Raw genomic sequence first — 26,203 nt, forward strand, 5'->3', positions numbered from 1 at the left:
GGTACTCACTAGAATGCCGCCTCAGAAAGCAACGCTTCACACGAGGAATTGAACATGAACGCTTACGTCTATCTGGCCATCGCCATCTGTGCCGAAGTGATCGCCACCGTTTCGATGAAAGCCGTCAAAGGTTTCAGCACGCCTTTGCCGCTGGTGCTGGTCATCGTCGGCTACGGCATCGCGTTCTGGATGCTGACGCTGGTGGTGCGCAGCGTACCGGTGGGCGTGGCCTACGCGGTGTGGGCCGGCATGGGCATCGTGATGGTCAGCGTTGCGGCGTTGTTCATCTATGGGCAGAAGCTGGACGTGCCGGCAATGCTCGGGATGGCGTTGATTGTGCTCGGTGTTGTAGTGATCCAGCTGTTCTCGAAAACCGCCGGCCATTGATTCTGACATGAGCCCCTTCAGGCACTCGCGCCTGCAGGGCTCATGCCTGCCCTCTGTTGATCATCGACAAATCCCCTTTTCCCCGAGTCTGTATACTGCGCCCTCGTCTTGAACACTGAGGTCGTTGCATGCCATCTCCAATTTCCACCGACGTGCTGATTGTCGGCGCGGGTGTCGCCGGTCTCTGGTTGAACGCGCGCCTGCGCCGCCAGGGTTTCTCGACCGTGCTGGTGGAAAGCGCCAGCCTCGGTGGCGGACAGAGCGTGAAATCCCAAGGCATCATCCACGGCGGCGCCAAGTACGCGCTGCACGGCGCACTGACCGGCGCCTCGGAAGCCATCGCCGACATGCCGCGCCGCTGGCGTGAAGCCCTGGCCGGCAACGGCGAACTGGATCTGAGCGGCGTGCGCCTGCTGTCCGAAGCCCACTACCTGTGGTCGCCGGGCACCCTGGCCGGCAACCTCACCAGTTTCTTCGCCAGCAAAGCGGTGCGCGGCCGGGTCGATCAGGTCAAGGGCGACCAGTTGCCGCCGGCCCTGCAGGACAAACGCTTCAAGGGCAAGGTCTACCGCCTCGCCGAACTGGTGGTCGACGTGCCGAGCGTGATCCAGCGTCTTGCCGACCTCGCCGGTGACGGCTTGCTGGCCGGTCAGAACATCGAGCCGCTGCTGGAAAGCGGCGTGCTGGTCGGCCTGAAGGTCGACGGCCGCGAGATCCGCGCCCAGCGCATCGTCCTCAGCGCCGGTGCCGGCACCGCAGCGTTGCTGGAAACCCTCGGCCTGACCCGACCGGCCATGCAACGCCGTCCGCTGCATATGATCATCGCCAAGGGCCCGGGCCTGAAGCCGCTGTACGCCCATTGCCTGGGTGGCGGCACCAAGCCGCGCATCACCGTGACCACTCACCCGGCTGCCGACGGCCAGTGGGTCTGGTACATGGGTGGCGATATTGCCGAATCCGAAGGCGTGGCTCGCGAGCCGGCCGAGCAGATCGCCACTGCGCAAAAGGAAATCGCACAGTTGCTGCCGTGGATCGACCTGAGCAACGTGCAATGGGCGACCCTGCGCGTCGACCGCGCCGAACCGCTGCAAACCGGCCTGACTCGCCCGGACAACGCGTTCCTCGCCGAAGAAGGTCGCCTGTTGGTCGGCTGGCCAACCAAACTCGCTCTGGCGCCGGACTTCGCTGACCGGGTGATCGCTTCCCTGCAACGCGACGGCATCCAGCCGAGCCACCCGGCACCGTTGCCGGAATTGCCGAAACCACCGATGGGCGTTACGGCCTGGGAGCAACTGCTGCCATGAGCCTGCCGACCCTGCACGATCTGCATCGCCCGCTGGGCAGCACCGGCCTGCTGGTTTCGCCGCTGGGCCTGGGCACCGTAAAGCTTGGCCGCGACCAGGGCGTGAAATACCCCAACGGGTTCCAGATCCCCGATGACGACGCCGCGCGCATGCTGCTCAAGCAGGCGCGGGAGCTGGGCATAAATCTGATCGACACCGCGCCGGCCTATGGCCGCAGCGAAGAGCGCCTCGGCCCGCTGCTGCGCGGCGAGCGCCAGGATTGGGTGATCGTCAGCAAGGTCGGCGAAGAATTTGTCGACGGCCAGTCGACCCACGACTTCAGCGCCGCTCACACCCGGATGTCGGTGGAGCGCAGCCTGCAACGTCTGGAAACGGATTTTATCGACCTGGTGCTGGTGCACTCCGATGGCAACGACATGGCCATCCTCAATGACAGCGAAGTCTATGCAACCCTCGCGGCGCTGAAGGCCGAAGGCAAGATTCGCGGCTTCGGCTTTTCCGGCAAAACCGTCGACGGAGGCCTCAAAGCGCTGGAGCAAGGCGACTGCGCGATGGTCACCTACAATCTGAACGAACAAAACGAGAAGGCGGTCATTGACTATGCTGCTGCCCACGGCAAAGCCATTCTGGTGAAGAAGGCCCTGGCCAGCGGTCACGTGTGCCTGAGTCCCGGCGTGGATCCGGTACGCGCCAGCTTCGAGTTGCTGTTCGCCCAGCCCGGCGTGGCGAGTGCCATCGTCGGGACAATCAATCCGCTGCACCTCGCCCATAACGTTGCGACCGTTGCCCAGGTCCTTCGTGGTCACTGACGCCGCCCCGCGGCCTTAAGCAGGAGCCGACATGCCGCGTACGCTCATCAGAAAGAACCCGAGCAACTTCAAGACGCTGCCACTGTTCGTCGAAGCGACACCCGAAGGCCTGACGTATCAGAGCGTCGGCATGCCGCTGAATTTCACCCAGACCCTGCAACGGCGCAAACCGGTCAGCGTGGCGGATGCCGAGCGCTTTGCGCTGGAGCTGGCCAACCTCGGCGTCTCGGTGCGTCTGACCCTGCACTGGCAGAATCGCGATTACTGGGTGCTGGTGCGCCAGCGGCGGCAGGATCGCGGCGATGTCGTGCTCAAGCTGATTTCCGGCTACGTGCCGGCGCACGAGTTGAATATCCCGTTGCACACGGCGATTCAGGAGATCGCCGAAGAATGCCTGCTGGAAACCCCGGAAGGCTGGCTCGGCGGGCGTTTCAACGACACCTGGCTGCCGGCGCCGTACGCGTCGGCGCTGCATTATCGCGAGGCCCTGCCCTTTCGCCTGACGCCGCTGTCCGGTTCGGCCCGGCCAGTGCGCTGCGCCAATCTGCAATTGCTCGAACGGCCGAGAGCCTACGTGCACTTGCCGACCGCCTCACTGCAATTGATCTATGACCTGCGACTGGACGTGCCGAAGGAAGCCAAGAACCTGAGCCTGTTCCATGTCGATGAGCGGCTGGAAGGCGATCAACTGGTCGCCCGGCTCGACCGCAAACGACCCGATCTGTACTTGATGCCGCTGCAGGACGGCGAGCCACTGCCCGAGCTGTATACGCTGAAGAAAGGTCAGTTATCCCCGGCAGGCACCCGAGGCCTGTATCTGGCCGAAAGCTTCGCCCGACAGGACGGCTGGCTGGTGCGCGATGAACGGATTCGCTGGAAGGACTGGCTGCGCCAACAGGGCCTGACGCCGCCACCCAAGGACACGGGGCTGGCGCGACTGCGCGGCAAGGCGAAGCAACTGCTGAAGAAGATCGTGCCGCGCAAGAAAGTGAGTTCCTGAACGGCAAAAGACCGCGCCTGCGAGTGACTCCAGAGAGTCATCGCAGGCGCGGTCTTCATGTTTGCATCACTCGGACTTGCGGATTTTTTCCACAATCGCCGTGGTCGAGCTGTTTTCCACCAGCCCCAACACCTTCACGGTGCCGCCGTAGGCCTTGACGATATCGGCGCCGACAACCTGGTCGATGCCATAGTCGCCGCCCTTCACCAGCACGTCCGGCTTGACCTCGCGCAGCAGGTTTTCCGGGGTGCCTTCAGGGAAGCTGATGACCCAGTCCACCGCGCCCAGGCCGGCGAGAACCGCCATGCGCCGGTCGACGCTGTTGATCGGTCGACCCGGCCCTTTCAGGCGGCTGACCGAGGCGTCGTCGTTGATCGCCACGATCAGGCGATCGCCTTGCGCTCGCGCCTGCTCGAGGTAGGTCACGTGCCCGGCGTGGAGGATGTCGAAGCAGCCGTTGGTGAACACGATCCGCTCGTTGTGCGCCCGGGCATCGGCAACCGCCAGTATCAGCTGCTCCAGACCCAACACACCACGTTCCGAACCTTCCTCGCGCTGAATGGCGCGACGCAGTTCCGGCGCGCTGATCGCCGCCGTACCCAGCTTGCCGACCACGATGCCGGCCGCCAGGTTGGCCAGCGCCACCGCGTGCGGCAGTTCTTCGCCTGCGGCAATCGCGGCTGCCAGGGTGGAAATCACCGTGTCGCCGGCACCGGTCACATCGAACACTTCACGGGCCCGGGCCGGCAGGTGCAGCGCCGGATGATCCGGACGCAGCAGGGTCATGCCGTGCTCGCCCCGAGTCACCAGCAGTGCGCCGAGCTCGAGGTCGTGCATCAGTTTCGCACCCTTGCTCACCAGTTCGTGCTCATCGGCGCAACCGCCGACGATGGCTTCGAACTCGCTGAGGTTCGGGGTGATCAGGCTCGCGCCACGGTAGATCGAGAAATCCTTGCCCTTCGGGTCGGCCAGCACCGGAATGCCTTTGGCCCGGGCGGCCTGGATCAGCGCCTGATGGTTTTTCAGGGCGCCTTTGCCGTAGTCGGACAGCACCAGCACCTTGATGCCTTCCAGCAGGTCGTCGACCTGGGAAGCAAGGGCGAGGGCGTCGGTGGCGAACGGTTCTTCGAAGTCGATACGCAGCAGTTGCTGGTGCCGGCTCATGACCCGCAGCTTGACGATGGTCGGCTGGTGCGCGATGCGCTGGAACAAGGCGCGCACGCCCGCCCCCTTGAGGCTGTTGCTCAGGCTGTCGGCAGCCTCGTCGTCACCGGTCACACCGACCAGCGACGCCGGCGCACCCAGCGCGGCAATGTTCAAGGCAACGTTGGCGGCACCGCCCGGGCGGTCTTCGATTTGCTCGACCTTTACAACCGGAACCGGCGCCTCAGGGGAAATCCGTGAGGTACCACCATGCCAGTAACGGTCGAGCATGACATCGCCGACCACCAAGACAGGGGCTTGATCGAATCGCGGCATGGACAACTTCATGGAGCAACCCACATACAAAATGAACAGGGGCGCGATATTAACACAGGGTTGGCGAAGGCTTGTGCGGCGGCTGCAACAGGATGAAACGACAGGCTTTTTTGCTCATTTTTTGCACAGAAACGCGGCCAGTCGATGGCAGGCATCGGCCAGCTCGACCTCGTCCGTATCGATGCGGCACTCGGCCGCCAGCGGCGCCTCGTACGGGCTGTCGATACCGGTGAAGTCCTTGATCCGCCCTTCTCGCGCCGCCCGGTACAACCCCTTCGGATCGCGTCGGGCGCAGACTTCCAGCGAGGTGCTGACATGCACTTCAATGAAATCACCTTCGGCAAACAGCCGGCGTGCCGTATCCCGCTCGGCACGAAACGGTGAAATGGCAGCCACGATCACGATCAACCCGGCGTCCACCATCAATCGCGCCACTTCGGCGGTGCGCCGGATGTTCTCGCGCCGGCAGGCGTCACTCATGCCCAGATCACGACAGAGGCCACTGCGCAGATTGTCGCCATCGAGCAGGAACGTGTGCAGCCCGAATTGATGCAGGTGCAGCTCCAGCGCATTGGCCAGGGTCGATTTTCCGGCACCGGACAGTCCGGTCAGCCACAGGCAACGGGGGTGCTGCGTCTTCTGCGCGGCACGCGCCTCGGCGGGAAGAGAAAGCGCATAGGGCCGGATTGCCGGTGGCGGCGATACTGACAGTGCCTCACTCATAACCGAGCATCTCGTAATCACGTGCATAGACTCGCCGCACCAGACGCCGGGTGCGTTGCGTGCAAAAGTCTCGGGCCGGCTGCGGGCGTCGTTGCCGGGAACTGTTGATGTGTTGCAACTGGCTGGTCAGACCCAGGCGCTCGCACACGAGGCGAAAATCCCGCTCCAGATGCTCCTGATAGCCGACAAAGTCCAGGGCGAGGCGCCCCAGTGAATCGGTGAGAAAATCGGTTTGCGCGGCAAAGTGCAATTGTCGCCCGATGGTGTCGGCATGTAGCCAGCGCGCAACGAAGTCATCAAAGTCGCGGTAGTGCCTGACCAGTTGCTGCGCGGCCTGATCACGCCCGCCCAGTTCGTTGCCATGCAGGAAGGCATAGGCGGAATAGGCACGCTCCAGCGGATCACGCACGAAAGTGAATTTGAAGGAGGCGGCGAACTGCGCGGGAAACTGCTCTTCATACCAGTACAACGGCAAGTGACCGGGACGCCAGCCGTCGAACATCGACTCGCACACACTGCTGCCGGCGCATTTGGGGACGTGAATGAACAGGCAGGAGTGTTGTTCGAAGGCTTCGGGAAAGCGCAGGCAGGCCGACATGGACTTGTTCACTGCCTGTCGATCGACCACCGACAGGCGCCCCAGCAGAAAAGCCCGCTGCGGCTTGGGCAGCAGTTTCCACAGATAGCGTTGCAACATGAAAGTACCCGCGCGACGGGGATGGCCCCTTCGATGGAAGTCAGAGTTCGTCGGGAACCTTAACAAGCGCGGTGTCGGGTTTTATGCAGGTTTGGTCAAGAAGAGTAAGTATTTCGATACAAATCGCCGGGCGCATTGCACGCCCGGCGTTCACAAGACGGGATCAGGCGATATCTTCGGCCGGTGCGTCGAGGCCCATGGCATTCAGGCGCGCGTAGTAGCCGTTCTGCGCCAGCAGTTCGCCGTGAGTGCCACGCTCGACGATCCGGCCCTGATCCATCACCAGAATCAGGTCGGCCTTCTCGATGGTCGACAGACGGTGGGCAATGACCAGCGTGGTGCGGCCCTTCATCACCTGGTCCAGTGCTGCCTGAATGTGCCGCTCGGATTCGGTATCGAGGGCCGAAGTGGCCTCGTCGAGAATCAGCAGTGGCGCGTTCTTGAGCAAGGCACGGGCGATCGCCAGGCGCTGGCGCTGGCCACCGGAAAGCAGCACGCCGTTCTCGCCGACCTGGGTATCCAGGCCTTCGGGCAGTTGCGCGATGAAGTCCATCGCATAAGCGTCACGCGCGGCTTTCTCGATGTCCTCACGCGGTGCCCCGGCCAGATCGCCGTAGGCAATGTTGTTGGCCACGGTGTCGCTGAACAACGTGACGTGCTGGGTGACCTGGGCGATGTGGCGGCGCAGGTTGAGCAGTTTGTATTGCTCGACTTCCACACCGTCGATCAGGATTTCGCCCTTGTCGTGGTGGTAGAAGCGCGGGATCAGGTTGGCCAGGGTCGACTTGCCGCTGCCGGAGCGGCCGACCAGCGCCACCATCTGCCCGGGTTCGGCCGAGAAGCTGATGTTGTCGAGTACCTGACGCTCGGTTCCCGGATAGGTGAAGCTCAGATTGCGCACATCGAGACGACCGCTGACCGCATCGCGCTCGACCGTGCCGGTATCGACTTCCGGCTCGACGTCCAGTTGCTCGAAAATGCTTTCGGCACCGGCCACGCCTTTCTGAATGGTCGAACTGACTTCGGACAACTGGCGAATCGGCTTGGGCAGCAGGCCAGCCAGGGTGATGTAAGCCACCATGTCCCCCGCCGAAGCGTCACCGCGCAGGAACAGCACCAGGAACATCAGCACGGCCATGGCGGTGTAGATCACCAGTTGCAGCATCGGTGTGTAGATGGCGCCGGTACGGGTCATGCGCAGTTGTTTGTCGGTATTGCTCTGGCTGGCATTGAGGAAGCGTTTCTCTTCGTAGGCTTCGCCGCCGAAGCTGCGTACGACGCGATAACCCTGGATGGTTTCCGACGCCACATGGGTCACGTCGCCCATGGCCAGCTGGATTTTCTTGCTCTGCTTGCGGAATTTCTTGCTGGCGGTGCGCACCATCACGGCGATCAGCGGCAGGATCGCAACCATCACCAGTGTGAGTTTCCAGTTCATGAACAGCAGGGAGGCGAACAGGAAGATGACCGTCATGCCTTCACGGATTACGACCTTGATCGCATCTGTTGCCGCCCCCGTGACCATGGTGACGTTGAAGGTGATGCGTGAAATCAGGTGACCGGAGTTATGCTTGTCGAAATACCGGTTCGGCAGCACCAGCAGGTTGTTGAACAATTGCACCCGCAGATCGTGGACCAGGCCCAGGGAAACCTTGGCCAGGAAGTAGTTGCCCAGATAGGATCCCAGGCCCTGCCATGCAGCGATCAGGATGATCAGCAGCGGTACGGCCTGCAAAAGCTGCAGGTCGCGCAGGTAAGGCACGGTGGGAAACAGCACCGCCTCGGGATTGGACAGGCCGTCGACGAAATACTTGAGAATGTAACCGAGCATCGGCTGGGTCGATGCGAAAATCAGAAAACCGACGATGCTGATCAGGAACAGACTGATATACGGCCGGACGTAGCCGAGCAGGCGGAAGTAGATTTTCAAGCTCGAAGGGCTTGCGGCGGGACTGGAGTCGGTCATATCACGCGAAAGTCGATAAAAAGGACGCTGACTTTAGCACAGCTTCTTAAGGGTTCTGGCAATCGGCCAAAGGCTGTTATTGTTATGCGTCTTTTTCAGCATCAAATAGCCATCAACGAAATGGCCGATCAACTTCAGGATTGAATCTCACAGCATGCAACTTCGCGGCTTCAGCAGTACGTCCAGTCGAGTCTTCGATTTCATCAGCCTGTGGATACTTCCCGTCGGCTACTTCCTGCTCCTGTGCGCGCTGTTCTTCCTGCCTGGCCGAAGCCTGCACCATAAGCTGTTTTATGGCCTGTTCAGCATTCCGGCGCTGATCGCCCTGTGCCTGCGTCCGCAGGGGTTCAAGGAACTGCTGCGCGAACCGATGATTGTAGCTTTGCTGGTGTTCGTCGCCTGGGCGATGCTCAGCCTGAGCTGGGGGCCAGTCGACGGCGAGTCGTTCGGTGGCATGTTCAAGCCGCCGCTGCATACCTTGCTGCTGTTCGTCGGCTGCTACCTGCTGGTGCGATATCGCAGTGACATTCTTGCACCGATGTTATTTGTCGCGGCCATGGTCGCACTGGTCGCCACCACCTGTTTTCTGGTCCCGTTCACCCTTCATTACGAGCCCGGCGCGCGTCTCGTTGGCGGTGGCGCTTTCGACAATCCCTTGCTCAGCTCCCACCTGTTCGGCTTCTTCTGTGCCTATTGGATGAGCATCAGCATGTCGTGCAGGCATGGCCGCCTGCTCTGGCTCAGCCTGCCGGCGATGCTGGTCATGTTTGCAGCCGTGATCGCCACCGGCTCAAGAACGCCACTGGTCGCACTGACCATGGCTGCGCTGTGGCTGAGCTTCATCTGCTGGAACCGTCGTTCGCTGGTGATGCTGGGGGCCCTGACCACCATGGGCATCAGCGTGGTCTGCCTGTTTTCGAAGATGATTACCGAGCGTGGCGACTCTTACCGTTTTGAAATCTGGCAGATCGCCCTGCAAAAGATTTCCGAGCACCCGTGGATCGGTCATGGCTATAACGCCGATCTGGCGATTGATCCGGGCGTTGGCTACAACTTTCAGGAACCCCACAGTTTCTTCCTGGGCGTCCTTTACTACGTCGGAATCCTCGGCTTGTTGCCATGGCTGTTTTTCCAGGCATGGGGCTTGCTGAGCAGCTGGCGTCAGCGGGTTCAGCCGTTGCTGATCATTGCTTCCACCTGGCTGGTATTCGGCATCGGTGCCGGATTGACCGAAGGCGGTGGCATCATTTCGCGCCCCAAGGAACACTGGTTCCTGCTGTGGATTCCTCTGGCGTTGATCGCGGCCCTGAGCATCAACCAGCGAGCCCGCCGCCTGCTGACCGTTCCGGTACAGAAACTGTCAGCCACCGGCCTGCAGCCATTGACGGCCGATGCCCAGGTGATCGAAGAAGACGGCCTCGGCCCCAAAGTGCTGCGCCTGACCGATGGCAGCTTCCTCAAGCTGTTCCGCCGCCGTCGCTGGTACACCTCGGGCAACTTCAACCCTTACTCCGAACGATTCGCCATCAATAGCGAACAATTGCGCCGGATGGGCATCCCGACCCCACAGGTGCTGAACCTGTACCGCCTCGACGATGGCAGCAGTGCAGTGCATTACGCGCCACTGCCGGGCCACACCTTGCGTCAGGTACTTCAGGGCATCACCGCACCAGCCGTGCGGCAGGCCCTGGTCGAGCGTTTCGGCAAATTCATGGCCCGCCTGCATGAACAGGGCGTGTATTTCCGCTCGCTGCACCTGGGCAACGTTCTGGTGCTGGAGGACGGTGAATTCGGATTGATCGACCTGGCCGACCTGCGCATTTACCCGTCCCCACTGAGCCTTTCATTGCGTCAACGCAACCTGCGCCACATGCAGCGCTACACGGAAGACAGGCGCTGGCTGTTCGAGGACCACTTCGATGCCCTGCTCCAGGGTTATTCGACGACGGCCTCCCGAGCGGCGGTCGATAATCTGCACAGGCAAGTGCAACAGGGAGGCCGCCCTGCCCGGGCCCATTGAATATGATGGACACCAATCCTCTCTTCGCCGCGGTAGCGTATTTGCTCGCTATCGCGACTTCGATAATGTTCCTGCGCCTGGTTCCCAAAGCCGCCCTGCACCTGCAGCACAATGGCGAAAGCCGCTACAGCACCATCGACGGTCTGCGCGGTTATCTGGCCTTTGGCGTATTCATACATCACGCCATCATTACCTGGTTCTACCTGCACACCGGCGTGATCGACTTTCCGCCGAGCAACTTCTACTCGCAGTTGGGCCAGGCCAGTGTTGCGCTGTTTTTCATGATCACCGGGTTTCTGTTCTGGAGCCGTCTGCTCAAACAGGGGCGCCAGCACGACTGGCTGGCATTTGCGGTATCACGGGTATTCCGGCTTTATCCCCTTTACCTGCCACTGATGCTGATTGTGTTTGTCACCGTATTCAACCTGCAGGACTGGGAACTGAAGGACTCACCCGCAGAAGTGGCCGGGCAGGTATTGGGCTGGCTGACATTCGACCGGCCTGATATCAATCAGTACCACCAGAGTGGCATGTTGATCTCCAACGTGACCTGGACACTGGCTTATGAGGTGTTCTTCTATCTGGGACTGCCCCTGCTGGGACTGGTATTCATCTACCGCGGGCACTGGCTGCAAGTCGTGCTGTGCCTGATCGGGATCTACGCCCTGTACCAGGTCGTCGGCTGGGAGCATTCGCTGAAGAAGCATTTTCTGGCGAGCTTTCTGGGCGGCATCGCGGCGGCTTATTGGGTACGACGCCCACAGTTGGTGGCATGGGGCCAGACCCACGTAGCCACAGCAGTTGCCCTGCTGGCCCTGATTCTGACGATGACACTGTTCAAGCGCGCCTTCAGCTTGCTGCCGCTTCTGCTGCTGGGCACATTCTTCGTCATCGTGGCGTCGGGCAATCCGCTTTGGGGGGCTCTGCGCCTGCGCAGTGTCCGCTGGCTGGGGGAGATCAGCTACAGCACTTATCTGCTGCACGGCTATGTGCTCTGGATCATGGTGCAGCAGTTGCCACACCTGATGTCCTTCAATCCACAGAGCCCGGTTCTCTATCTGCTGTTGATGGTCGTCTGCAGCTGTCTGCTGATCGTCATTGCCAGCCTGACATTCCTGTACATCGAGAAGCCTGGAATCGAAGCCGGAAAGACATTCCTGCACTGGCTACGCCAGAAGCAGCGCCCGAAAAAACTGGCCGAGGAAGCCGCCCGGGACCGTTGAGCGGCTAGGAGGGCTGGCGCTGGCGGGCGTAAGTGAGGAAGCCCTCGATGTCGTCACTGCACAGCGTTTGCGCCAGGCCGTGCAGTTCGGTTTCCGGCCAGTCCCACCAGGCACTCTGCAACAGTTGCTGACGCTGCTCTTCGGGAAAGCGCCAGCGCAGGAATTTCGCCGGATTGCCGCCCATGACCGCGTAGGGTTCGACATCCCGTGTGACCAGTGCACCGGCAGCGATGATCGCGCCACTCCCGATCGTCACGCCCGAGAGGATCGTGCAGTCGGAGCACAGCCAGACATCGTTGCCGATCGTCACGTCCCCGTGAGTACCGCTGTAGTCGGGAATGTGCGCAGCCTGCGGCAGCATCGCCGGAAACGGAAACGTGGTCACCCAGTCCGCCCGGTGATGCCCGCCAAGAAAGATCTGCACGCCTTCGGCAATCGAACAGTAGGCACCGACCTTCAGCGTCGAGCCTTCCTTCCAGTCATGAACGATCGGCAGACCATAACTGCCCCGGCCAAAAGCGTAGTCAGGATAAGCCTGGGCGAACCGTGCAGCACCGCGTTCGATCTTCGGCAACTTGCGAATCGCCCGTTTGGCGCGGCGCTCACGCCAGCGCTGGAGCCAGCCCATGGTTTCAGTCCTTTTCCAGCGGCGAAAACAGTAACCGGCCCAGACCGCGCCAGGTTTTCTTGTTCCACGCCTTGAACGGAATCTGCGCCAGCAGCTCCCGCGCCAGTTTGCGGTCGCGGTTGGCGGTTTTCAGGAACATCGAATTGAGCGACTTGTAACGCACCTCGTCGTACAGCGGATGATCGCTGAACAGCGCGTAGGTACGCAGGATGTTCTCGATCATGAAACGGTGATTCTTGTAAGAGTTGGTAGCGTGCTTGCGATAGCGCGCCATCACTACGTTCAGACCATCGATGAAGTACCCGGCGCGGGTCACTTTCAGCTCGATGTACAGATCCTCGAGACGAATCGTCGGATCGAACCCGCCCACCTTGTCCAGTGCCTCGCGGCGAATCATCAGGGTCGGCGCCGGCGGATACGGCTTGCGCTCCAGGAACATGTCATCGAAGTCCAGACGACGGAACGGCACGTCCCGGCGCTGACGCTTTTCCGGGTAGAGGTTGCCGTCGGCGTCCATCAATTCGATGTTGCCGGCGCAGATACCCACTTCCGGCTTGCCGTCCATGTACGCGACCTGGGTGGCGATGCGGTCCGGGTACATGATGTCGTCGGAGCCGAACGGTACGATCAGGCTGCCTTTGGCCCGTGCGATGGCGCCGTTGAGCGTGTTGGTCAGGCCCTGGTTCTGCTGCACCCGGAAATCGAAGCCGTGCTGTTCCTGCAAGGCCTTGATGCGCTCGACACTGTCGTCCTTCGAGCCGTCGTCGACCACCAGCAGCTCGATGTTCTTGTAGCTCTGGTTGATGACGCTGAGGATGCTTTCCTCGATGTACGGGCCGTGGTTATACGAAGCGATGATCACGGTGACGAGGGGTTGCGCTTCGCTCAAGGCGGTGGCCTCACTCATGGCTGCTCCTTGCGGGCCTGCGCCAGGCCGGAGTCGATCAGGTTCAGATATTCCTGGCGGAAGACTTCGATGTCGTGCTGTTCCTGCAAATAACGATAGGCCTGTTCACCCTTGGCCTTGAGCTCGTCATCCGACAGCCCGAGGTAGGCATCCAGCGCCGTCACCAGACTTGGCACGTCCTTGGGCGTGATCGCCAGGCCACCAGCACCTTCGATCAGCGGCAGCATGGCCGGCACGTTCGAGGCGATCACCGGCAGATGCCCGCTCATGCCTTCCAGCAAGGCCAGGCCCAGGCCTTCGGCCAGCGACGGCATGGTCCAGATATCGAACGCGCGCACGTATTGCAGGGCGTTTTCCTTGAAGCCCAACAGGTGGGCGCGACCGCTCAGACCGAGCTGTTCGATCTCGGCTGCCAACGGCGCTTGCAGGCGTCCGGCACCGATGATTGCCAGTTGGGTGTTCGGGTATTTGTCTTTCAGTTGGGCGAAAGCCTGCAACAGGTAAGTGTGGCCCTTGACCGACACCAGCCGGCCCAGCGCACCGATCAGACGCACCTTCGGGTCGATACCGAGCAGCTCACGGGCACGCTCGCGGCTGTGTTGCAAACCTTCGGCCTGCTCGATGTCAATGGCGTTGGTGATTGCGTAAGTATTCTGGTCGGTGAAACCGCAATCGCAATCCAGCAGGTACTGTTTGACCGCCGGCGACACACCGACGAAACGCCAGTGCCGGTCGATCAGGCGTTGAGTCTGACGACGGCGATAGAAGCGGTCGTACTCGCCGAAACCGTGGGAAATGCCGATGCACAACGGCACTTTCAACCAGCGGTTGAGCGTCAGCATCATGTTCACCGGTTTGAAGCGGTTGCAGATCACCACGTCGAACTTTTCCCGGCGGCAGAACTTGTACAGCTGCCACATCGCCCGCAGGCGCATGCCTTTGAGGGACTTGTCGGAAAATTCGAAATATACCGAACGGTCGGCCCGGCTGACGGCTTCACCCGGCCCGGGTTTACCGCGCAGGAATGCTGCCGTCACCTCATAACGATCCGTCGGCAGCGCCTTGACGATCTGTTCGGCGAGGTCGGCGAAATCATGGGATTTGACGTTGTAGTCGGGCTGCAGCTGCAGAACCTTTGCGCGTTGACTCATGACTCTCCCCGTTGCGAACCCGTCGCGCCTGCTTCGCTCTGCTTCAGCACCCAGAACAACTCCTGGCGCCTGACCGCTTTGCGGAAAAATTCGTTCTCGCCGTAGACCGACGGCATCCGCCCCGCCAGCAGTCGTTGAAACAGCCGGCGCAGGCGACGCTTGAACGGCGCCGGCGGCTGCAGGTCATGCATCATGCCCAGCGCCATGGCCTTGTCCCGTTGCAATTCGATCGACAGCGGCAGGCACAGCGGCTGCATCGCCAGAGTCGCATCGAAGGTCGGCGGCAAGGCGATGCCCTGCCCGCTGTCGCCCATCGGCCAGCGGTCGTTATCGTGCAAGTGGTTGGCGTAGCCGAGCAGGGTCGGATGCCAGTCAAGACCGCGCAGGGCTTCCAGCACGGCTTCCTGGGCACAGATATGATCGGGATGCGGATCCAGCGTCGGATGCGGCAACACGACCACATCCGGACGGGCACGAGACAGGACGTCACGCAGATCGGCCAGCAGATTGTTCCAGGTCGGCGCGCCGTCGGCATCGCCGGGCAAGGCAAACGGATTCAACTGGCGGAAAATCCGCGTGTCGCTCAGATCGGCTTCCCGCGAGCCCACCGGTTGACTCGGCGCAGCCTGCATCGCCGCCAGTTGCAGGCAGAAGTAACCGAGCTGCACGCAGTGTTCCTGTGGAACGCCGGCCCAGCGCGGCACGGCGAGGCTGTCCCAGGCCCGCAAGCGGCCCTTGAGTCGAGATGCCTCGACCTTGTTCAGGCCCATCTGCTGATAGTGTTCGGCTTCGATCTCGCCGGCGGTCAGGGTGACGATCCAGGCTTCTTTAGCCTGACTGTACAGACCGTAGGCGGCCAGTTCGGCATCGTCGGCGTGAGGGGCAATGACCATTACCCGCTGCTGGCGGTAGTCCGGTTGCTCCAGCGCCCACAGCACCGGCTCGCCGGACACCCGGCAAAAGCGCCCGCGCAGACGCAACTGGCCTTGCGACAGGGCTTGCGCCTGACCGCTGAGGTTCAGATAACGCAGGCCGTTGACGCCTCGTTCGAAGGTCTGGACATCCGGGTTCGATCCACCCGCAAGCTCCACGCGCGGATCAAAGAAGCGTCCCAGCCAGGTGCTTTTCACCCGCACGGCGAGGATCAGCGTGGCGTCGTCCACCAGCATCACGCCCTCGTCGAGGCGCAATTGCTCACCGTGCAAATGCACTTTGGGCTGCGGTGTGAACGGCGGAAAGCTGTATTGGTAATCGTCTTTCGGCGAATAGAACAAGTGATCGGCGAACCACGCTTCGTGAGCGATCCAGCCAATCACCGCCAGCATCAGCGGCAACCACCAGGCCACCAGCACGCCGAGGGCAATCAACACGATCAATGCGATCAACAGGCCGATTCGTTTATTGCGCCGGTGACGCTTGAGCAATTGCTGTTTGCGGCTCATGGGCTGACTCATACGGTGAAGACCGGCACAGGATTGCACCAGCGATCCTTGTATTCACGGTCGGCACGACCGAAGGAAAAGCGCAGCGGCTTGTTCAGGGACCGGGCATGCTCCCAGGCACTTTGCGTATTGAGGAAACTCAGGACGCTGCCGGGGCTGAATTCACGGGTTTCGGGGTCGACGCCGCCGTTGATGTATTCGACGCTGATCCACTCCGGGGCTTCGACGCGGTACACCAGTTGAATCGCGATTGGTGCATCGTTGAGGAAGATCACCGAACCGATCAACAGCTCGCGCAGGAGTTCGATGACTTCGGCCATACGTGCCGCGCCAGTGGCCGGAAAACCCCAGCGGCGCTGGAACAGGTCGCAGTAAATCGCGGCCAGTTCGGCACTGGAGAACTCAGCGACCGGCCGCACCACCCCGCCCGCCTCTTCCAGCAAACGCAGCTCGCGGCGCTGGTTGTAGCGAAACTTTTTCGACAGTTCTTCCGGGGTGCGGGCCATGGCCAGTTGCTCGGTCTGCAACTTGAGGCCGCTGAAGCGGTTCTCGTTGAGTGCCGACAGGTAACGCCCGCGATGGCGCAGCGGGGCCTGGGCATCGGCGGCGGCCGGCAGGATCAGTTCGGCGTTGCCGAGATCGAACAGGCCTTTCTTGCCGTTGCGCTTGAGCACGTCCTTGGACAAGGCCAGATCGCGGCCCCAGGTCGGGATCGCCGCTTTGACTTCGCCCTGCTGCTCCCAGGCCAGATAACGCACCGGAATGCCGGCCAGGTCCGCCAGACGCTCGACGACCATGGGATGTGTCGCGACGCTGCCGCCAAATCGCTGCCAGGCCTGTGCATAAGTTGAGGCGTCAACGGGCGACCAGCCACGTTCGCGCCAGCCTTGAAATCGGTTGAGCATCAGCCCCTCGGTGCCAGATCGGTAACTTGCGGCAAATGCCAGAAGGTGTCGCGTACGGCGCGGTCGGAGAAGCGTTCGCGCAGGCGATCGAACATCATCTCGGCGCACTGACGGCGTTGCTGCTCGTCCATGCCGGCCAGATGCTTCAGGCCCTGGGCCAGATGTTCGGCATCGCCCAGCGGGAACAGAATGCCCACGCCTTCGACCACTTCCTTCGCCCCGCCGCACGCGGTCGCCAGCAACGGCACGCCGGCAGCCATGGCCTCCAGCAGCACCATGCCGAACGGTTCGTGGTCGGAGCTCAGGGCAAACACATCGAAAGCCCGGAAATAATTGCGCGCGTCCGGCACCTGACCGAGGAACAGCACACGATCACCGACACCCAGTTCGCGAGCCAGCGCCTTGAGTTCGTCCTCAAGACGGCCCTTGCCGAGAATCACCAGTTGGCTGTTGGCCGGCAGACCGGGCAGCGCCGCGGCAAAACCGTGCAGCAGCGTGGCCTGATCCTTGTCCGGGTGCAGGCGACCGACGTTGCCGACGATGAATGCGTCTGCAGACAGACCGAGGGTCTCGCGGGCTTCACGGGCGGACACCTGACTCATCTGCAACGCCGAAACATCGATGCGGTTGTAGAGGGTCTGGATACGCGTCGCCGGCCATTTCGGCAGGCAACGACGCATGTCGTCGCGCACCGCGTCGGACACACCGAGCAGGCTCAGGCGCTTGCGGAAAATATGCGCAAACAATTTGCGCGAGCCGCGTTTGTAATCGCCAAACGCGTGGTGCACGCCAATCACCGGCAGCGAAGTGCCGAGCAAGGCGATGTAGATCGGCTTGAAGCGATGGGCAATGCAGAAACTGAAATTGCGTGAAGCGGCGATCTTGCGCAGATCGCCGATGGCGCCCAGCTTCAGGCCACGAATGGCCTTGGAGCTGTATTCCATGAACAACACTTCGTCGGAGGCGCAGGCCGCGGCCACCTCGCTATCGGCCGCCCCGGTCAGAAAGACCGTGGTGACCCGATAACCGGTGCCCGCGAACAGGCTGGCGTACTGCCGCGCGCAGTCGAGGAACGGCCCGTCATAGCCGTGACAGAACTGCAGCACATGGCGTTCAGCCGAGCGTGTCATAAGCGTTTGCGCCTTCTTTGACCACCAGGATGTCTTCCATGATCAGGTACTGCAGATCGGAGCCGAAGAACATGTTCAGGGCATCGGTCGGCGAGCAGATCATCGGTTCACCACGGCGGTTGAGCGAGGTGTTCAGGGACACGCCGTTGCCGGTCAGCACTTCCAGCGCCTTCATCATGTCGTAGTAGCGCGGGTTGTATTCGCGCTTGAGCACCTGGGCACGGGAAGTACCGTCTTCGTGGACGACTTCCGGCACGCGGGTCTTCCACTCTTCCGCCACTTCGAAAGTGAAGGTCATGAACGGCGCCGGGTGATCAATCTTGATCATCTGTGGCGCAACGGTGTCGAGCATCGACGGGCAGAAAGGCCTCCAGCGCTCGCGGAACTTGATCTGGTGGTTGATGCGGTCAGCCACGCCAGCCACGCTCGGGCAGCCGATGATCGAACGACCACCCAGTGCACGCGGACCGAACTCCATGCGGCCCTGGAACCAGGCTACCGGGTTGCCATCGACCATGATCTTGGCGATCTGCTCCGGCATGTTGTCGAGCTTGCGCCAGGTCGGCTTGTTCTCGTGACGGGCGCACGCGGCGATCACGTCTTCGTTGCTGTACGACGGGCCGAGGTAGACGTGTTCCATCTTCTCGACCGGCACGCCACGGGCGTTCGACACATAGGCCGCTGCGCCGACGGCGGTGCCGGCATCGCCGGAGGCAGGCTGTACGAACAGCTCCTTGACGTCGTCGCGGGCGATGATTTTCTGGTTGAGCTTGACGTTCAACGCACAGCCACCGGCGTAGGCCAGTTTGCCGGTTTCCTTGAGCACGTCGCCCAGGTAGTAGTCGATCATCTGCAGCGCGATTTTTTCGAACAGCGCCTGAATGCTGGCGGCGTAGTGGATGTACGGCTCATCGGCGATGTCACCTTCGCGCTTCGGACCCAGCCACTCGATCAGCTTCGGCGAGAAGTAGTAACCCTTGCCCTTCTCTTTGTAACGACGCAGGCCGATCACGTTGGCGTAGTCGGTGTTGATCACCAGCTCGCCGTTCTCGAACGAGGCCAGACGCGAGAAATCGTATTTGCTGGCGTCGCCGTACGGCGCCATGCCCATGACCTTGAACTCACCGTCCAGCATGTCGAAACCGAGGAACTCGGTGATCGCGCCGTACAGGCCGCCGAGGGAGTCCGGATCGAAGAATTCCTTGATCTTGTGGATCTTGCCGTTTTCGCCATAACCGAAGAAGGTCGTGGCGTACTCGCCCTTGCCGTCGATGCCGAGGATCGCGGTTTTCTCTTTGAAACCCGAGCAGTGGTAGGCGCTGGAAGCGTGGGCCAGGTGGTGTTCAACCGGTTCGATCTTGATTTTCTTCGGATCGAAGCCCAGTTGCTCCAGGCACCAGACGATCTTGTTGCGATAGCGCTTGTAGCGACGGTTGCCCATCAGGATCGCGTCGAGTGCACGGTCCGGGGCGTACCAGTAACGCTTGGCGTACTGCCAGCGGGCCTTGCCGAAAATGCTGATCGGGGCGAACGGAATCGCCACCACGTCAACGTCGGACGGCTTGATGCCGGCCTGCTCCAGGCAGAACTTCGCCGATTCGTAGGGCATGCGGTTCTTTGCATGTTTATCGCGTACGAAGCGCTCTTCCTCAGCCGCCGCGACCAGCTTGCCGTCGATGTACAGGGCTGCTGAAGGATCATGGCTAAGGGCGCCGGACAGGCCAAGAATCGTCAATGCCACAGGGGTCTAGCCTCTTTAGTCTGCATTCAGGCGCGATGCGCCTTGAAAAATGATGTGCCCTCGCACCGGGCGAGAGACAGCTAAAGGGCGGGATTATAGCTTAAAAGCGCCGACAAACCTCTAGCGGAACTGGCCGGCCGGTGCGTTGACGCATCAGAAGCTTCAACTTAGACTCCCCTGCAAATGGACTGGGAGATCCCGGTCGGCGTTGATGCCTCGGTGAGATCACCGGGGCTTTTCGCTTTCTGGAAGCCGCAAAAGTTTTAAAAGCCTCACCCACGGCTCGGCCGCCAATAAACACTGATATTCCCGTCCACCGCCTGGCGATAGATCGTATATGGCAGGAAAGCCGTGTCGAAGACGCCGGACAGGGTCAGGTCGAGCAGGACGACCGGCACCAGAATCCCGGTGGGATCGGGCGGCGCGTGCAGCAGGCAGAAGTCGTGGGCAAGACCGCTGTAAATGCGCGGAATGGACTGGCAGTAGGTCTTCTGCTTGCGCAGGCCGCGCGTGGCGTCTTCGTCGTCCTGCAACACGGTGACGGCAGTGCCACAGCCAGATAGAGCCAGGGAAAATGCGCCGATAGCGATAGTTATTTTGATGTTCAAGATTTGCCCTCCGGGAACGTCGGGGCAAACTAGCATCGGGGCTTTGAGGGGGGCAGTTCATGGGTTCCGGGAAGGCTGTAGGACAAGTCACAAGGATCTGTCGCCACATGCCTTGCCCGATTTTCATTGCAGAAACGTCTTACGCGCTTGCGAAAATAATCACGCAGCGGCCGATGCATCCTTGGGCAAACGCTGATCAATCACCTGATACAGCGCACTGCTCTCGGGCCAGTTGCGCATGAACCGCGCACGATCCCGGGCATAGGCCGGAGCAAAGCTGCCCGCCGAGCCGTGCTGACACATCGAATCCAGGTCGATCAGCGCCCAGCGATCCTCATGCCAGAACAGGTTGTGGCCCTTGAAGTCGCCATGGCTGATGCGCTCGGCAATCAACCGCGCAAACAGCTGATCCAGTGCCTGCAACTCGGCTTCCGGCGCTTCACCGCTTTCAACATACGGCGCAAAACGCTCGATGATGTCCGGCCCGGCCAGGTACTCGGTGATCAGGTACGCCTTGCTGCGCAGCCAGAAAAACCGCGTCTCCAGCACCGCCAATGGCTTTGGTGTAGCGATACCGAGAAATGCCAGGCGATTGCCTTCTCGCCACGAATGCCAGGCACGACTCGGGCGCCAGAAGCGCTTGAGCCAGTGGGCAAAATTCTTGATGTTGTAACGTTTGATCACCAGCGGCCGTCCGGCCACTTCGACCTTGCCGACGCTGGCTGCGCCGCCGGTCTTGTACAGGTGCCCCTGATCGAGCAAGGCATCGGCCTGCTCCAGCACCGGCAGCATCGCGGGCTCTTCTTCGCGACGGATCGACCGCAGGCCAAAGGCTCCACGTCGCACGCTGAACAACGTGCATTCGCGACCGACCTTGATCAGGAAATCCTTCAGCCGCCAGGCGCGCACCTTGTCGATCTGCTTCTGCAAGGCTTCCAGCGGCAGTGCGTGCTCACTGTTGCTCAGCAGGTAATACACCAGCAATTCTTCGGTGAACGGTTCCAGCGACTTGGGCAACTGGGCGAAAAACACCCCGAGATTTTCCAGCACTTTCTGCCGGGATAACGGCTGGCCGGCAGTTTCCACACAGATGCCGGCGCCATCGATCAGGTACAACTGCCCGCCGTGACGCAGCAGGTTGTCCAGGTGCAGGTCTTCCTGCCACAGGCCTTTGCCGTGCAACTGGCCAATGGCACCGAGCGCTTCGGCCAGCACCGCCGATTGCTCGTCCGCCAGCACCGGCAAGGATTCAACCTTGTTCCAGGCGTCGCCCAGGCTTTCGGCGCCTTCGAGGAATTCGAACAGCAGCCAGCCACCCTCGCCGTCCTTCAGGCCGTCAGCCAGCAGCAACGGCGTGGTCATGCCCTGGGCGGCGAGCAGCTTCACCCCTTCCAGTTCACGCTGAAAGTGTCGTGCTGCCTTACTGCCGACCAACAACTTGGCCAGCACCGGGCGCCCGCGCCACACACCGGCACCGACATAACGCTGCCCCGGCAACACCCGTAACAGGCTGAGCAATTGCAGATCGGCCGGGCCCGCCGCATCGGCCAGCGAAACCGTCAGCGGCAGGCTCGGCGTGCGTCCGGCGTGTTTCAGGTCGGACAACTGCATCAGCGGGTCTCCTTGCGACTGCGCCGCGCGGTCAACCGCGTGACCCAGCTATCGACCAGCGAGTCGTCGACCGACTGATCGAGATACGCCGCCAGCAACTCGCGCAACTGGGCATCAGTCCACTCCGGAGCTCGACGCAACAGTGGCTCCAGATCCTTGACCCGATCACGCTGACCGAACAGCAGAGGGCGAGTCTTTTCCAGATCGATCAGTTGCGCCTGATAACCGGCGCCTTCGGCCCGCAGGAAAATATGCTTCGGATAGAAGCAACCATGGACCTGACGTACACCGTGCAGGAGCCGCGCCAGTTGGCCGCAGGCCTTGAGGATTGCCGATTGCTGCGATGCATCAAGGTCCGACCAGCGCTGCAGCAGCGAATCCAGATCATCCCAACCGTCGAGGGCGCGGGTCAGCAGGATCGCGCGGACTTCGCCATTGACCTTGCGCTGGCCGAAAAACGCCGCTTGCAGCGCCGGAATACCGAGCTGGTTGTAGCGGCTGATATTGCGAAACTCCCGGGCAAACGTCGGCTCGCCGAACGGCGCATGCAAGGTGCGGGTCAGGTAATTGCTCTGACGCTTGAGGTAATAGCCGTGGCCTTCGAGTTCGAGGCGAAACACACTGCTCCAGCCGCCACCGTCGGTGTTCGGCTCATCCACCGCTTCGAGCTGCTTGGCCCACAGCGCGTCGAACGTGCCGAGACCGTGGCGCTCCAGCAGTGCACGGTCTTCAGCGGCGAGAAAATCAGTCATTCGCGTCCCTCGAAAAATCTCACCACGTGACGAATCCGTTTTTTGTCGGCGGCATTGAGCCGGTCACGCTGGCGGTATTGCAGGTAGAAGCGCAGACGCTGGGTGTTCGACAGGTGATATTTGGCAACCTTATCGAGACAGGCCAGGTCCTTGGTGATCCGGTACTTGAGCCAGAAACCGCGCCAGAAATCGCCGTTCGGGCAGTCGATGAGAAACAGCTGCGCCTGATCGTCGATCAGCAGGTTGCGCCATTTCAGATCGTTATGGGTAAAGCGATGATCGTGCATCGTCCGGGTATAGACGGCCAATTGCCGGCTGATGGCGTCGACCCAGCTGTGATTGCGCAGCTTGGGATCGTTGCGTTCGGCCAGTGCCGAGAGGTCCTCGGTACGCGGCAGCTCACGGGTAATCATCGCCCCGCGGTCGTAGGCCATGCCGTTGCGCTCCAGCCCCCAGGCCACCACTTCGGCAGTGGGAATGCCCCACTTGGCGAAACGCTTGAGGTTCTGCCACTCCATCTTTACCCGCGGCTTGCCGAGATAGCGGCGCAAGCCCTTGCCGGCGCCGGAATAGCGTTTGACGTAATAGTTGACGCCGTTGCGCTGCACACGGATGACTTCGGACAGCGGATCGCGGGTCAGGCGCTCGCCTTCCAGCGCGAATACCGCTTCAAGACTGCCAAAATCCGCTTCGAGGTCGCTGTATCCGGGTTCAAGATTCCAACCCGCCATCAGAGCGCATCCCCGTATCGCTGCTTGCGCGCGTAGAGCTTGTTGGCCTTGCCTTCGAGCCAGCTCAGCAACGACGCTTCTTCAGCCAGGATCTGGCGCAGCGGTTGCTGGAAGTAACCCTTGAGGAAGCGCAGCTTGTCGCGACGGGTCAGACCGATGTCCAGCGCGGAAAAGTACAGCGCCGCCAGGTCCTTGTCGCGCCAGCGCCGGGTGATCGCCGGACGGGTCTGGGCACGGTGCAGGTCGATCACCGAAAGTTTGAAATCTTCGGGAGTGACCGGCTTATCGGTGTGCAGCAGGAAGTGGCAGATGTAGCAGTCGCGGTGATTGACCCCGGCGCGGTGCATCATGCCGGTCATGCGTGCAACTTCGGCGATCAGCGCGCGCTTGAGTTTCGGCTGCGGTGGCTGCTTGACCCAGTCGATGCTGAAGTCTTCGAGACTGATGGTCGGCGCCAGCTCTTCAGTGACGATGAACGAATGCTGATCCGCCGGGTTGCTGCCCTTCTCGCCGTAGGCAACGGCGGTCATGGTCGGCACGCCGACTTCCTGCAGACGCTGGATAGCCTTCCACTCCTGACCCGCGCCGAGCACCGGCAGCTTGGCGGTCAGCAGGTTCTTGAAAATCTCGCCCCAGCCGATGCCACGGTGGATCTTGACGAAAAATCCGTTGCCGTCGACTTCCGTGCGCAAAGTCCTGCGGGCTTCCAGCTCGCGGTACACCTCGCCCTGCAAGCCCTCGACTTCCGCGAACGCATCGCGGCCGGCCCAGAGGCTCTTGAACGGTTCAGCCAGCATCAACTTCATTTATGCGTGCTCCGCCAGAATCACATCGGCCGCGTGCTGCGGCATGCTGTAGAGGTCGGCCGTCTCGGCGAAGGCCAGACCGTTGCGGCTCCAGGCCGCCCGTGCAGCGTCGTCGTTCAACATGTCGGCCAGGTATTGCGTCAGTTGCGCCTGATCGAACGGTTCGTCCAGCACGCGCCCGGCATCAGCCTCGGCAATGTAATGGGCGTAACCGCAGACCGCGCTGACCAGCACCGGCAACCCGGCGACCAGTGCTTCAAGCAGCACCGTACCGGTGTTTTCGTTGTACGCCGGGTGGATCAACAGATCGGCACCGAGCAGGAAGCGCGGAATATCACTGCGCCCCTTGAGGAACGTCACATTGTCGCCCAGACCCAAAGTTGCACTCTGCATCTGGAACAATTTGGGGTCATCCTGGCCGATTACAAACAGCCGGGTGCGTTTCTTCAGTTCGGCGGGCAATGCGGCCAACGCTTTCAGGCTGCGATCGACACCCTTGGTCTTGAACCCGGAACCGATCTGCACCAGCAGCAGTTCGTCGTCCTTCAGATTGAATTCAGCGCGGAAACCAGCGCGAATCTCGTCCGCATCCGCCGGACGCCGACGATCCTGGGCGATGCCCGGCGGCAGCAGGTGGAAGCGCTCCAGCGGCGTGTCGTAATGCTTGATGAACAGCGGCTGCTGCACTTCGGAAATCATCAATACTTCGGTCTTCGCATCTTTGGCGAACACTGCGCGCTCGTACTCGGCGAAGTGGCGATAGCGGCCCCAGCGACGGTACAGCGAGTTGCGCAGGTTCTGCGCCTTGTCCTCGAAGCAGCCGTCGGCGGCGTAGTAGACGTCCAGCCCCGGCATCTTGTTGAAGCCGATCAGGCGATCCACCGGGCGCTTGGCCAGGTCCGCTTCCATCCATGCGCTGAGCTTTTCATTGCGGCGGTGATTGAAGAACGCCTTGACCGGCGCCACCAGCACTTCGAAACCGGGCGGCACGTCGCCTTCCCAGATCAGGGTGTAGACGCGGATCTGGTGGCCACGCTTCTGGCATTCGAGGGCGATGCGCATGAAGTCGCGCTGCAAACCACCGAACGGGAAATACTTGTAAAGGACAAATGCCAATTGCATCAACGCAGCTCCTCAGCCATCAACAACGTGCTCAGTCGGCTGGCGACACGCTCGGGATTCAGACGCGTGAAGCACAAGGGCAACTCGCGTTTCAGGTCAAACTGACGGGCATCCTGCGCGGTCGGTTGATACGTACATTTCTTTTGCAGGCAAGGCGCGCACGGGAAATCGCTGCCGAGGTGAATCTGCAGCTTGCCGTAGGCGCCGGTCAGGCCCGGATTGGTCGGGCCGAACAGCGAAATCGTCGGCACGTCCAGTGCCGCAGCGAGATGGCCGAGCCCGGTGTCCACCGCAACGCAGGCCTGGGCGCCGGCCAGCACCTTGCCGACCCCGGCCAGGTTCAGCTTCGGCAGCACTTCGGCATGTTTGAAACCGGCGGCGATGCGTTCGGCCCGGGCCTTCTCTTGCGGGTTGCCCCACGGCAGTTTGATCCCGACGCCGAGGTAGCCGACCCGCTCGGTCAGCTCGCGCCAATAGCTTTCCGGCCAGTGCTTGGTGTCCCAGGTGGTGCCATGCAGGAACACCACGTAAGCATTCTTGCGCGGCAACTCGACCAGACGCTCGACATTGAGGCCGTAATCGCCCAGGCCTTTGGGCAAGTCGTAACCCAGGGCGATGGCGAACAACTGACGCACGCGCTCGACGGCGTGCTGACCACGGGCCACTGCCAGTTTGCGGTCATAAAAGCGCGCGGCGATCGGTTCGCGGGCCGAGCCTTTGTCGAGGCCGGCCACCGGCGCTTTGACATAGCGGGTCAGCCACGCGCTTTTCAGCAGGCCTTGAGCGTCGATCACCAGGTCATATTTGTTCGCCCTAACGGATTGCTTGAAGCGCTTCCACTCGCCGCTGGTGATGGTTTTCCAGAGGTTCTTGCGCCAGCGGCGGATCGCCACCGGAATCACCTTGCCCACCGCCGGGTGCCAGGTCGGGATTTCGGCGAAGCCTTCTTCCACCACCCAGTCGAACTTGATCCCGGGAATCGCCCGGGCTGCGTCGGTCAGCGCCGGCAACGCATGAATCACGTCGCCCAGCGATGAGGTCTTGATCAGCAATACCCGCAA

Annotated in this window: 24 protein-coding genes; 6 read left to right on the forward strand and 18 right to left on the reverse strand. The window is 61.6% G+C overall.

Annotation, left to right across the window (positions count from 1 at the left end; translation table 11 throughout):
• The first annotated feature begins 54 nt into the window (after nucleotides 1–54).
• The 4 genes from AC07NR_RS14610 to AC07NR_RS14625 all read left to right on the forward strand — a co-directional run bounded on the left by AC07NR_RS14610 (nucleotide 55) and on the right by AC07NR_RS14625 (nucleotide 3,500).
• Nucleotides 55–387, forward strand: coding sequence for a DMT family transporter (locus AC07NR_RS14610; protein WP_423204773.1), 333 nt, complete (start codon nucleotides 55–57; stop codon nucleotides 385–387).
• Nucleotides 388–515: 128 nt separating this feature from the next.
• On the forward strand, nucleotides 516–1,691 hold the full coding sequence (locus AC07NR_RS14615) for an NAD(P)/FAD-dependent oxidoreductase (RefSeq protein ID WP_248738541.1): 1,176 nt from the start codon (nucleotides 516–518) through the stop codon (nucleotides 1,689–1,691).
• Nucleotides 1,688–2,500 carry an aldo/keto reductase gene (locus AC07NR_RS14620; RefSeq protein WP_248738542.1) on the forward strand — a complete coding sequence of 271 codons (813 nt, stop codon included), beginning with the start codon at nucleotides 1,688–1,690 and terminating at the stop codon, nucleotides 2,498–2,500. The genes AC07NR_RS14615 and AC07NR_RS14620 overlap by 4 nt, the downstream gene beginning before the upstream one ends.
• A 31-nt stretch (nucleotides 2,501–2,531) precedes the next feature.
• Nucleotides 2,532–3,500 (forward strand): metal ABC transporter ATPase, encoded by a 969-nt coding sequence (locus tag AC07NR_RS14625; protein WP_248738543.1) that lies wholly within the window; start codon nucleotides 2,532–2,534, stop codon nucleotides 3,498–3,500.
• Nucleotides 3,501–3,566: 66 nt separating this feature from the next.
• Here the strand turns inward: AC07NR_RS14625 and hldE are convergent, their stop codons facing one another.
• The 4 genes from hldE to msbA all read right to left on the reverse strand — a co-directional run bounded on the left by hldE (nucleotide 3,567) and on the right by msbA (nucleotide 8,365).
• Nucleotides 3,567–4,991, reverse strand: coding sequence for a bifunctional D-glycero-beta-D-manno-heptose-7-phosphate kinase/D-glycero-beta-D-manno-heptose 1-phosphate adenylyltransferase HldE (gene hldE / locus AC07NR_RS14630; RefSeq protein WP_119429475.1), 1,425 nt, complete (start codon nucleotides 4,989–4,991; stop codon nucleotides 3,567–3,569).
• Nucleotides 4,992–5,093: 102 nt separating this feature from the next.
• Complete coding sequence (gene cysC / locus AC07NR_RS14635) at nucleotides 5,094–5,702, reverse strand: adenylyl-sulfate kinase (protein WP_495078837.1); 609 nt, start codon at nucleotides 5,700–5,702, stop codon at nucleotides 5,094–5,096.
• Nucleotides 5,695–6,399 carry a sulfotransferase family 2 domain-containing protein gene (locus AC07NR_RS14640; RefSeq protein ID WP_495078838.1) on the reverse strand — a complete coding sequence of 235 codons (705 nt, stop codon included), beginning with the start codon at nucleotides 6,397–6,399 and terminating at the stop codon, nucleotides 5,695–5,697. Before AC07NR_RS14640 ends, cysC begins: the two co-directional genes overlap by 8 nt.
• 163 nt (nucleotides 6,400–6,562) lie before the next feature.
• Entirely contained in the window at nucleotides 6,563–8,365 is a 1,803-nt protein-coding gene (gene msbA, locus AC07NR_RS14645; RefSeq protein WP_134825262.1) for a lipid A export permease/ATP-binding protein MsbA, read from the reverse strand.
• 154 nt (nucleotides 8,366–8,519) lie between these two features.
• On the opposite strand from msbA, the gene AC07NR_RS14650 reads away from it, so the two are divergent.
• Both AC07NR_RS14650 and AC07NR_RS14655 read left to right on the forward strand, forming a co-directional pair.
• Complete coding sequence (locus AC07NR_RS14650; protein ID WP_495078839.1) at nucleotides 8,520–10,385, forward strand: O-antigen ligase family protein; 1,866 nt, start codon at nucleotides 8,520–8,522, stop codon at nucleotides 10,383–10,385.
• A gap of 2 nt (nucleotides 10,386–10,387) precedes the next feature.
• Nucleotides 10,388–11,608: an acyltransferase family protein gene (locus AC07NR_RS14655; protein WP_423204770.1), complete on the forward strand. Its 1,221-nt coding sequence runs from the start codon at nucleotides 10,388–10,390 to the stop codon at nucleotides 11,606–11,608.
• 4 nt (nucleotides 11,609–11,612) lie between these two features.
• Here AC07NR_RS14655 and AC07NR_RS14660 read toward each other — a convergent pair whose 3' ends face one another.
• From AC07NR_RS14660 to waaC, 14 genes are all read right to left on the reverse strand, one after another.
• Nucleotides 11,613–12,236, reverse strand: coding sequence for a CatB-related O-acetyltransferase (locus tag AC07NR_RS14660; protein ID WP_248738550.1), 624 nt, complete (start codon nucleotides 12,234–12,236; stop codon nucleotides 11,613–11,615).
• Nucleotides 12,237–12,240: 4 nt separating this feature from the next.
• Complete coding sequence (locus AC07NR_RS14665; RefSeq protein ID WP_423205726.1) at nucleotides 12,241–13,125, reverse strand: glycosyltransferase; 885 nt, start codon at nucleotides 13,123–13,125, stop codon at nucleotides 12,241–12,243.
• 14 nt (nucleotides 13,126–13,139) lie between these two features.
• Nucleotides 13,140–14,294: a glycosyltransferase family 4 protein gene (locus AC07NR_RS14670; RefSeq protein WP_423204769.1), complete on the reverse strand. Its 1,155-nt coding sequence runs from the start codon at nucleotides 14,292–14,294 to the stop codon at nucleotides 13,140–13,142.
• Nucleotides 14,291–15,736 carry a PIG-L deacetylase family protein gene (locus AC07NR_RS14675; protein WP_495078840.1) on the reverse strand — a complete coding sequence of 482 codons (1,446 nt, stop codon included), beginning with the start codon at nucleotides 15,734–15,736 and terminating at the stop codon, nucleotides 14,291–14,293. Before AC07NR_RS14675 ends, AC07NR_RS14670 begins: the two co-directional genes overlap by 4 nt.
• Nucleotides 15,737–15,744: 8 nt before the next feature.
• Nucleotides 15,745–16,641: an antimicrobial resistance protein Mig-14 gene (locus AC07NR_RS14680; protein ID WP_495078841.1), complete on the reverse strand. Its 897-nt coding sequence runs from the start codon at nucleotides 16,639–16,641 to the stop codon at nucleotides 15,745–15,747.
• Nucleotides 16,641–17,771, reverse strand: coding sequence for a glycosyltransferase (locus AC07NR_RS14685; RefSeq protein WP_119429484.1), 1,131 nt, complete (start codon nucleotides 17,769–17,771; stop codon nucleotides 16,641–16,643). The genes AC07NR_RS14680 and AC07NR_RS14685 overlap by 1 nt, the downstream gene beginning before the upstream one ends.
• A complete protein-coding gene (locus AC07NR_RS14690; RefSeq protein ID WP_007952261.1) occupies nucleotides 17,755–19,512 on the reverse strand; it encodes a carbamoyltransferase family protein in 1,758 nt (585 codons plus the stop codon). Before AC07NR_RS14690 ends, AC07NR_RS14685 begins: the two co-directional genes overlap by 17 nt.
• A 272-nt stretch (nucleotides 19,513–19,784) precedes the next feature.
• Nucleotides 19,785–20,156, reverse strand: a complete 372-nt coding sequence (locus AC07NR_RS14695) for a YceK/YidQ family lipoprotein (RefSeq protein WP_495078842.1) — start codon at nucleotides 20,154–20,156, stop codon at nucleotides 19,785–19,787.
• A gap of 123 nt (nucleotides 20,157–20,279) precedes the next feature.
• Entirely contained in the window at nucleotides 20,280–21,731 is a 1,452-nt protein-coding gene (locus AC07NR_RS14700) for a lipopolysaccharide kinase InaA family protein (protein WP_248738557.1), read from the reverse strand.
• Entirely contained in the window at nucleotides 21,731–22,483 is a 753-nt protein-coding gene (locus tag AC07NR_RS14705) for a lipopolysaccharide kinase InaA family protein (protein WP_305833235.1), read from the reverse strand. Before AC07NR_RS14705 ends, AC07NR_RS14700 begins: the two co-directional genes overlap by 1 nt.
• Nucleotides 22,480–23,214 carry a lipopolysaccharide kinase InaA family protein gene (locus AC07NR_RS14710; RefSeq protein WP_114881174.1) on the reverse strand — a complete coding sequence of 245 codons (735 nt, stop codon included), beginning with the start codon at nucleotides 23,212–23,214 and terminating at the stop codon, nucleotides 22,480–22,482. The genes AC07NR_RS14705 and AC07NR_RS14710 overlap by 4 nt, the downstream gene beginning before the upstream one ends.
• Nucleotides 23,214–24,020: a lipopolysaccharide core heptose(I) kinase RfaP gene (gene rfaP, locus AC07NR_RS14715; RefSeq protein WP_119429490.1), complete on the reverse strand. Its 807-nt coding sequence runs from the start codon at nucleotides 24,018–24,020 to the stop codon at nucleotides 23,214–23,216. The genes AC07NR_RS14710 and rfaP overlap by 1 nt, the downstream gene beginning before the upstream one ends.
• Nucleotides 24,021–25,142: a glycosyltransferase family 4 protein gene (locus AC07NR_RS14720; protein ID WP_495078843.1), complete on the reverse strand. Its 1,122-nt coding sequence runs from the start codon at nucleotides 25,140–25,142 to the stop codon at nucleotides 24,021–24,023. It abuts the gene before it with no gap.
• Complete coding sequence (gene waaC / locus AC07NR_RS14725; RefSeq protein ID WP_423204765.1) at nucleotides 25,142–26,203, reverse strand: lipopolysaccharide heptosyltransferase I; 1,062 nt, start codon at nucleotides 26,201–26,203, stop codon at nucleotides 25,142–25,144. Before waaC ends, AC07NR_RS14720 begins: the two co-directional genes overlap by 1 nt.

This window comes from Pseudomonas sp. GW821-FHT09C09, from assembly GCF_059418105.1.